This is a genomic window from Desulfobaculum sp., assembly GCF_054921475.1.
In genome coordinates, this window is sequence record NZ_JBUDSW010000145.1 from 1 (window position 1) to 9,132 (window position 9,132).

Annotated in this window: 6 protein-coding genes; 3 read left to right on the top strand and 3 right to left on the bottom strand. The window is 61.5% G+C overall.

The annotated features are described in order from the left end of the window. Nucleotides 1-133: 133 nt before the first annotated feature. The 3 genes from ACY69P_RS10405 to ACY69P_RS10415 all read right to left on the bottom strand — a co-directional run bounded on the left by ACY69P_RS10405 (nucleotide 134) and on the right by ACY69P_RS10415 (nucleotide 5,334). A complete protein-coding gene (locus ACY69P_RS10405; protein WP_462327416.1) occupies nucleotides 134-2,524 on the bottom strand; it encodes an FAD-dependent oxidoreductase in 2,391 nt (796 codons plus the stop codon). 81 nt (nucleotides 2,525-2,605) lie between these two features. Next, nucleotides 2,606-4,240 (bottom strand): glutamate synthase-related protein, encoded by a 1,635-nt coding sequence (locus ACY69P_RS10410; RefSeq protein WP_462327417.1) that lies wholly within the window; start codon nucleotides 4,238-4,240, stop codon nucleotides 2,606-2,608. Further along, a complete protein-coding gene (locus ACY69P_RS10415; RefSeq protein ID WP_459899689.1) occupies nucleotides 4,204-5,334 on the bottom strand; it encodes a class II glutamine amidotransferase domain-containing protein in 1,131 nt (376 codons plus the stop codon). The genes ACY69P_RS10410 and ACY69P_RS10415 overlap by 37 nt, the downstream gene beginning before the upstream one ends. A gap of 445 nt (nucleotides 5,335-5,779) precedes the next feature. Between ACY69P_RS10415 and yajC the strand changes: the two genes are divergently transcribed. The 3 genes from yajC to secF all read left to right on the top strand — a co-directional run bounded on the left by yajC (nucleotide 5,780) and on the right by secF (nucleotide 8,996). Continuing rightward, a complete protein-coding gene (gene yajC / locus ACY69P_RS10420; protein WP_459899691.1) occupies nucleotides 5,780-6,133 on the top strand; it encodes a preprotein translocase subunit YajC in 354 nt (117 codons plus the stop codon). Nucleotides 6,134-6,320: 187 nt separating this feature from the next. After that, the gene (gene secD, locus ACY69P_RS10425; protein WP_462327418.1) at nucleotides 6,321-7,919 is read left to right on the top strand and encodes a protein translocase subunit SecD; all 1,599 of its coding nucleotides are present in this window, start codon (nucleotides 6,321-6,323) and stop codon (nucleotides 7,917-7,919) included. A gap of 12 nt (nucleotides 7,920-7,931) precedes the next feature. After that, a complete protein-coding gene (secF, locus tag ACY69P_RS10430) occupies nucleotides 7,932-8,996 on the top strand; it encodes a protein translocase subunit SecF (RefSeq protein WP_462327419.1) in 1,065 nt (354 codons plus the stop codon). Nucleotides 8,997-9,132 lie beyond the last annotated feature (136 nt).

Genomic DNA, 9,132 nt, shown 5'->3' on the forward strand with positions numbered 1-9,132 from the left:
GCGAGTGGGAGAATGATATTTTGTATGGACATGCCGCTAGGATACACGTTCCACGCGGGCGTGAAAAGCCGCGAAAAAACAGGGCCGCCATGGCATATGCCACGGCGGCCCTGATGGGTGTGGAGGGGGCGTTTTAGCCGAGCGGGGTGTTCTTTATCAGCGCCCAGATGCCGCAGGGGCAGGCGTCGGCGCAGAAGCCGCACCCAATGCACTTGGCCGGGTCGGCAATCATCGCACAGTCGCCGTCCGGAAGGCTTTGGCGGGTGATGGCGCCCTGCGGGCACAGGGTTTCGCACAGGCCGCAGTCGCGGCATTCGCCGCAGGACGAGCACTGCGCCGCGCAGTCGTCTAGGTCCTGAAAGTGCGACACGCGCGGGTCAAAGTACTCCAGCGTGATGCGGGAGTAGTCAATCATTTCGGACAGACGGCCCTCGTCGTCAACGGAGCCGAGGCGGGCGCGGATGTCGTCGTTCATGGTCTCGGCGTCGCCCAGCGGGCGCTTGCCGGAGAGGATGGCGTTCATGACCACCGCCGCGCGGCGGCCGTCGCCTATGGCCTGCGTGATGAGGCCGGGGCGTACAATGTCGCCAATGGCAAAGACCTTGGGGTCCGTGGTCTGCATCACGTCGTTTACCGTGACAAATCCGCGCTCCGTGGCGATGGAGTCCGGCAAAAAGCCAAGGTCCGGCGCGTCGCCAATGGAGATAACCACCGTATCCGCCGGGAGCACTTCGCCCGTGGAAAGCATCACGCCTTCGGCGGTGATTTCTTTGGTGAAGCAGGGCCAGCGGAACGTAGCGCCAACCTTTTCCGCCTCTTCGCGTTCCTTGCCAAAGGAGGCAGGCTCCTGCACGTCGATGAGGGTGATGTCGCGCGCGCCAAGGGTGGCGCCGACTGCGGCCACGTCACAGCCCACGTTGCCCGCGCCGATAATGACAAGACGCTCGCCGCACTGCTGCCCGCCGTGCTTGGCCCCGCGCAGGAAGTCCAGCGCAGTGACAAGGCGCTCCTTGCCCGGAACCGGCAGAACGCGGGGCGTTTGCGCGCCCGCTGCCAGCACGACAAAGTCGAAGTCGTCCTTGAGGCGCGTAAAGGCCTCGGCGCCGAGTTCTTCATCCAACTGCACGTGCATCACAAGCCGCCGGACACGCTCCAGCTCCGCGCCGAGGACATCGGCGGGAATGCGGCTGTCCGGGATGGCTGCGGCGATTTTGCCGCCCAGTTCGCTGTCGCGGTCAAAGACGACTGGCTCATGACCGAGCAGGCGCAACTGCCACGCCACGGAGAGGCCCGCAGGTCCGCCGCCAACCACGGCAACCTTGTGCCCGGATGGTTCGGGAAGCTCCGGGTCACGCGCCTTGAGGCTGGCTTTGCCCATGGCCTTGACGTCCACGGGGATAAGCTTTTGCGTGGTGCGCGTGCAGCCCTCCATGCACAGGTTGGGACACAGGTGCCCGCAGACTGTGGCGGGCAGGGGTGTGTAGCCCATACACAGGTCCATGGCTTCCTGCACTTTGCCCGCGCGGATGAGCTTCCAGCGCTTGCGGACGGGGATGCCCGTTGGACAGTTGGCCTGACACGGCGCTTCGTAGCGCCTGTTTTCCCACACCGGTACAAAGCGGCGCATCTCGCCGGTGGGAACGAGGGGGATGGGGCTGCGGTCGAGGTCGGTCAGGTCGCCGATAAGGCCGCCACGCCCAAGCTCGGCGTCCCACGCATTGGCGCGGAAATCCGCCATGCTCCGGCGCTTTTTGCCCATCTTCTCGTGCGGGGAAAGGGCGACGAGGCACTGCCACTGGCTGCGGTCGCCAAGGATTTCAAAGAGTTCCGGGCGTCCGATGCGCTCCAGAAAGACCATCAGGTTGTCGCTGAGCCAAGCCCAGCGCTCGTCGTCCACTTCGATGAGCTTGGCGTCGGTCTGGCTGAAGCCCTTGTGCGGGCCGCGGAAGTAAATGGAGCCGCCAACCATGCCAACGCAGGGGCGGTAGCCCAGTACATTTTCCGGGTCTGCCGGGTCTATGCCGCAGATGACGGCGATGCCCCCGGCCATGAACTCCGCAAACGAATCGCCAACGCCGCCCAGCACCCACAGTTCCGGCGGGGTGTGGCGCGGATTGTGTTTGGTCATGGTCATGCCGCGCGCGCCAAGGCCGCCATCCACCCAGATGCGGCCCTGCGCCATGGCGTTGGCCGTGCCGTTGGTGGCGTTGCCGTGGATGATGATGTCCGCGCCGGTGTTCAGCCAGCCCGTATCGTCGGACGCGGGGCCAAAGACCTCAATAGTGGTGCCGGGAAAGCCCATGGACCCAAGGCGCTGCCCCGGTGATCCATAGACGGAGAGGTGCAGCTTGGGGGCGGTTTTCTGCCACAGTCTGCCGCCAATGCCGTGCTGGCCAAAGGCGTCTACCTCAATATGTTCCGCGCCCGAGCGTACGGCGGATTGGAGGCGTTCCTCCAGAATGCGCGACTCGATGCGCTTGCCGTCTTCAAGTCCGCTTACGCGGATGTTGTGTGATTCGGCCATACAATGATTCTCCGATAAAGCTCCTGAACGTGATGCCATCCCTGCGTCTGGCGGTGCCAGCCGGGGATATGCGGGCCGCGCCTACACGACGTACTTGATGCCCAGCCGCTCCGCTGCGTCCTTGTCGCCAATGCCCAGCGCGTCGGACATGCCGATGGGCAGGGTGGTGGAGCGCCCAAGGGGGGCCAGTATCTTGCGCATTTCAAGGTCAAAGGACAAAAACACGTCCACCACGCGTTCGGCCACCTTTTCGGGGTCGAGGCGGCGGTAGATGCGCGGGTCCTGACTGGTGATGCCCTTGGGGCAGACGCCGATGTTGCAGACGTTGCAGCGGTCGGCCTCGGAGCCAACGCAGCCTGCGGCGGCCTGCATGATGTATTTGCCCACCTGCACGGCGGATGCGCCCATCATGATGAGCGCGGCGGCGTTGGCGGCAAGGTTGCCGTTTTTGCCGATGCCGCCACCTGCGATGATGGGCAGTTCGTTCTGTTTGCCCAGCTTCACAAGGTTCAGGTAGCTGTCGCGCACGTTGGAGGCGATGGGGTGCCCCATGTGGGTCATGGACACGTTGTACGCCGCGCCGGTGCCACCGTCTTCGCCGTCGATGGCGAGGCCTGCGGCGTAGGGATTGCGCGTTAAGTTGTTCAGAACGGCAAGGGAAGTGGAGGAGGCCGAAATCTTGGGATAGACCGGCACGCGGAAGCCCCACGCCATGCTCATGGACTGAATCATCTTGGCCACGGCTTCCTCGATGGAATACTTGGTCTGGTGCGTGGGCGGCGAGGGCAGGCTCACACCCGGCGGCACGCCGCGGATGGCGGCGATAAGGCTGTTGACCTTGTGCCACATAAGCAGGCCGCCGTCGCCGGGCTTTGCGCCCTGACCGTATTTAATCTCCACCGCGCAGGGATCGACCTTCATTTCCGGAATGGCCTGAATGATTTCGTCCCAGCCAAAGTAGCCGCTGGCAATCTGCAAAATGACGTACTTCAGAAAGCGCGAGCGCAACAGGCGCGGCGGACAGCCGCCCTCGCCGGTGCACATGCGCACGGGCATGCCCAGTTCCTCGTTGAGGTAGGCAACGCCCATTTGCAGGCCTTCCCACATGTTGGGCGACAGCGCGCCAAAGCTCATGCCGCCGATGACAAGGGGGTAGATTTTGCGCACGGGCGGGGTCCAGCCGCCCTCAAGCTGCGCCTTCAGGCCGTCCTCCGGGGACTGGACGCGCCCAATCAGCGTGCTGAGGTCAAACTCGTGACGGCCCGCATCCAGCGCCGGGTCCGTCAGCATGGAGATGCGCACGAACTTGATGGCGTCCAGCAGACTGCCGGAGTCGTTGCGTCTGCCGCCACGGGTACGTGCGCCGCCGCCACCGCTTTGGTGCATACGCAGTTTGTCCGGCTCGTCACTGTGGTAGGGCATAATGGCGTCGTTGGGGCAGACCTGCGCGCACATGCCGCAGCCTATGCAGGCCGTGGCCGGAGCGGTTTTCTGCCGGATGCCATAATAGATGGAAAAGTCGTTTTCGGGTTTTTTGGTCAGCCCGAGGGGCGTGCGCACTTTCCGCTTGCGGAAGACGCCAAGCTCAATGGCCCGCACCGGACAGACCGACGTACACTGGCCGCAGAGCGTGCACTTGCTCTTGTTCCAGTCAATCTGCCACGGCAGATCCTTGCGGCTTAGCGAAGATGGGGTAATGGCTGCGTCTGACGGCATATCTCAATCTCCTCGCACTGGGGCGAAACAATGGCGGTATCAAGGTGCATGGGCTGGAAGTCCGCGCTCTTGTCGCGGTCCGGGATAACGGCGTCCAGCCCGCAGACTTCGGACGAGAAGGCGTACAGGCCGGGGCGGCCACCAACGACGCCGGGGCGCAGCTTCTTCTTGTCCTGAACCATGAACATGCTGCGGTCCGGGGTGACGCCGATAACGCAGTTGGGGCCGTCGATGATCATCTTGCGGCAGACCATCTTGAGCCGGGCGAGGAACTCGCCGTCGGCGTGCGCGTCCAACTGGGCGTCGGACAGCGGGGTGATGATGTGCTTATAGGCCTGCAGGGGCAGCCCGAGGCGCTTCATCGTATAATGGAGGATATGGGCGAAGACTTCGGAGTCCGAATGGTAGCCCGTGTATCCCGTAATGTTTTGCGATTCCAAATACTCGCGGATGGGGACGAACGCCGTATTCTCGCCATTGGTCATGGTGCAGATGCCCTGAATGAAGAAGGGGTGGCACGCATAGAGGTTGATGGCGTAGTTGGTGTTCTGGCGGCCCTGCGCAAGGATGGTACGGGCGTAGAAGTCGTGATGGTCCAGCCCGAGGTATTCGCCAACGCTCAGCGGGTCGCCAATTTCCTTAACCATGACGACGTCCGGCCAAAAGGAAAAGACCGTGATGTCGTCATGCTCCAGCCCGGCGATTTTGAGGGCGACGCGGGTGGCGAGGAGCTCTTCCTCGCGCGCTTCTTTGGAAAGGTCGTCCCAGCCTGCGGGCGGCTCAAAGGCCTGGACAAGGTAGGCGTGCCGCGCGGGCGTGCCAGCCGGGAGGGTGGCCGAGTGCGACATGGAGAGTCTGTGCCCGGGCGTATAGCCCCGGTGCCGCATGAATTCCATAAGGCGTTCTTCGCCTTGTTCCGTGACGATGGCGGAGAGGATGGGCGTATCCGGCATTTTGCCGAAAGCACCGTCCAGACCGGTCAGATACAGCCCCACACCGGAGCCGTCGTGTCCCTCGCGCATGACGTCCAGAGCCTGGACCGCCTCCATGGGGGATACGGGGTCGGTGCTTGTAAGGGCGAACAAGCGGCACATTGTCTGCTGACTCCTTTGCGTTCTGAGGAAAAAGGGGCGGGAGGGGGCGCGGGCGCGCCGTGTGGCCGGAAACCATGCCCCTTTGGCCGGATATCGCATCCGACGTGCATCTGTAATTGCGGGACAAATAGTAATAGCCAATAGTTACTTTCAAGTCCAGCAAAGTCAGTGCTGTCCGGGGCTTGCGGGGGTGTTTTGCATGTCGCGCAGGCGACGTTTTGGGCAGAAAAATCCCCGTTTTTTCCTGTGGCCCGCAAAACGGGCAAAAAAGGCACGGCAAGCGGGCTTCCAACGACCGGTAACGGTTGACGAAAGGGTGCTGAGGCTTTATTTGAAGGCGTTGCGGCCTGTCATTTTTGCAGGCCGCGTGATACATGTACGTTGCGTTTGCCGCGGGGCGTCCCGGCGGCAAACGATGATTCCCAACACTTCACTAGGAGGCCAAATGCTTTTCGCTGACATCGCCCATGCCATGGGTGCCGGTGCTCAGGGCGCTGAGGGCGCTGCCAACCCCATTGCTGGGATGGTGCCCCTTATCCTGATGTTCGTCATCTTCTACTTCCTCCTCATTCGTCCCCAACAGAAGAAGGCCAAGCAGCACAAAGAGATGCTGGGTGCCATCAAAAAGGGCGACTGGGTGCTCACTGGTGGCGGCATCTACGGCCGCATCGTTGAGATTCGCGAAGATGAACTCGTCGTCGACCTCGGCAACAATGAAGTCGTGATGAGCCGGGCCTTCATTTCCAGTGTTCTGGACAAGGCTCCCAAGGCCTTCCCCTCCAGCAACAAGAAGAAGTAGCAATGGCGCGGAGTTCTTCCGCGCCTCGCTTTTCAGGGCAAGCGATGCAGATGGCCGGAATGTTTCGGACCAATATGCGCGCTTGCCTTTGCTATTGATACAACGTAGTTATCAATAGCTTACAGAGGTAGTTGGCGCGGCCATTTGGGCCTGCGCCGTGTTTGTGTCTGGACCCCGAGGAGAAACAATGAAAGGGAGCCTGCGTTACCGCATCATTCTCGCCCTGCTTGTGGGCGTGCTCGGACTCGTCTACGTGCTGCCCTCGTTTATCGCGAAAGAATCGCCCCTGAGGAGCGCTCTGCCCGACGACGAGATCAGCCTGGGCCTCGACCTGAAGGGCGGCGTGCACCTGACCCTGGGTGTCGATATCCCTGAGGCTATCGAGTACAACCTCAATCAGATGGGGCAGGATATTCGCACCACGGCACGTGACGAGGGCATCGCCGTCCTCAAGCCCAGTGTGCGAGGCAAGGACAAGCTGAACTTTACGCTGCTCAAAAGCGACCAGCGTGCCAAGCTTGATGGCCTTCTGAATAAGCACTTCAACATGCTGAAGGTCAAAGCCCGCGAGAACATTAGCGACGGGAAGGTCCGCTACACCCTGGTGATGACCCCCGAATACAAGCGCGAAGTCTCCAAGCTCACTGTCGATCAGGTGCTCAAGACCATCCGTACCCGTATCGACCAGTTCGGTGTGGCAGAGCCGGACATCCGCCGTCAGCAGGGCGGCCGTATTCAGGTTCAGCTGCCCGGCCTCGACGACCCGCAGCGCGCCATCAGCGTCATCGGCCGTACCGCCCGTCTTGAATTCAAGATCGTGGACGACGCCGCAGACCTGACCAAAGCAAAGCAGGGCATTCTGGCTCCGGGACGCGAACTGTCCACCCTGAAGCATTATCGTATGGACGGGACCTACTCCACCGAGCCCATCGTTCTGCATAAGGATACCGTGCTGTCCGGCGAGTACATCACCGATGCACACGTCAGCTACGACAACTTCGGACAGCCCATGATCAGCATGAACTTCAACTCCCGTGGCGCACGCATCTTCTCGCGTGTGACCGGTGAAAACATCGGCAAGCGTCTGGCCATCGTGCTGGACGGCGAGGTGTACTCCGCCCCGTCCATCAAGGACAAGATTCCCGGCGGCCGCGCCTCCATTACCGGTTCCTTCAGCGATAGCGAGGCCGCTGACCTTGCTCTGGTGCTGCGTTCCGGTTCGCTGCCTGCTTCCGTTCACGTCATGGAAGAGCGCACCGTTGGCCCGTCCCTCGGACAGGAGTCCATCGACAAGGGCGTTACCGCCGCACTGGCCGGTTTCGCCGTGGTTCTGCTCTTTATGGCCGTGTACTACGGCTTCGGCGGCCTTGTTGCCGACACCGCGCTGGTCATGAACATCGTGCTCATTATGGCCGGTCTTGCCGGCTTTGGCGCGACGCTGACGCTGCCCGGTATTGCGGGCATCATTCTGACAATCGGTATGGCCGTGGACGCTAACGTCATCATCTTTGAGCGCATCCGCGAAGAACTCCGCAGAGGACTCACCGCGCGTGCCGCCATTGAAGAGGGCTACGCCAAGGCGACCCTGACCATCCTTGACGCCAACGTGACCACCGTGCTGGCCGCCATCATCCTGTACCAGTTCGGTACCGGACCTATTCGCGGCTTCGCTGTCACGCTGACCCTGGGTATCCTGGCCTCCATGTTCACGGCCATCTTCGTGACCCGCATTCTCTTTGATATGTGGGCCGCCAAGGCCAAAACCGGTGCCAGACTGAGCATCTAGGGGAGTACACAGATGGGACTGCAACTCATCAAGCCCGATACACATATCGATTTCGTTGGCTTCCGTAAGATTGCCTTCGTTATCTCCACCCTTCTGATCCTGCTTGGCATCGGCTCCCTGCTGATGCACGGCGGACCCCGCTACGGCATCGACTTCGCCGGTGGTATCACCGTGCAGGTGAAGTTCGACGAAGGCATCGAGATCGGCAATCTCAAGGACGCCCTCGCCACCACGGACATGAAAGACATGACCGTGCAAAGCTTCGGCATGGAGCAGGATAACGAGTACCTCATCCGCATCTCCGCCATGGACGTGACCTCCGATCAGGTGCGTACCGCCGTGGAAAGCGCCCTCACCAACCACATGGACGCCGGATACACCGTTCAGCGTCAGGAAATGGTTGGCCCGAAAGTTGGCGCGGACCTGCGTGAAAAGGCCCTCGAAGCCATGTTCTACGCCGTGCTGCTTATCGCTATCTATATCTCCGGCCGCTTCGAGGCGCGCTGGATGACAGCAGGCATCATGGCCGCGGCGCTGTCGGGCGGTATTTATCTGCTCGGCCTCGTCAATCTGCCCATGAGTATGCTCATCCTCGCCGCGATGCTCATCACCGTGGGCCTGTGCTGGTATCTGAAATTGAACTACGCCCTCGGCGCAGTTGTGGCGCTCATTCATGACGTCATCATCACCGTGGGCGTCTTCTCAATGATGGATAAGGAATTCGACCTCACCATTGTGGCCGCGCTCCTGACCATCATCGGTTACTCGCTCAATGACACGATCGTCGTCTTCGACCGTATCCGCGAAAATCTTCGCAATAAGGTCGGCGAGAACCTCGGCGAAACCATCAATGCCTCCGTCAACCAGACCCTGTCTCGAACCCTGCTGACCTCCGGCACCACGCTGCTGGTCGTCTTCTGCCTGTTCGTGCTGGGCGGCGGCGTCATTCACGACGTCGCCTTTGCCCTGCTCATCGGCGTGGGCATCGGTACCTACTCCTCCGTGTTCGTTGCCAGCCCCATCCTCATGGGATTCGGCCCGAGCCTAGAGCAGGACTCCGAAGAAGCCGCCGCCTAAAGCGTGCAGCAATACTCGGTTTGCAGCCCCGGTTCCATGAGGAACCGGGGCTTTTTATTTGCCTCCGGCGGCTTAAGGAAATAATTTCCTTAAGGATCCTTAGGATTTTCAGGTGCGGAAGCCGCCCCTGAAAATA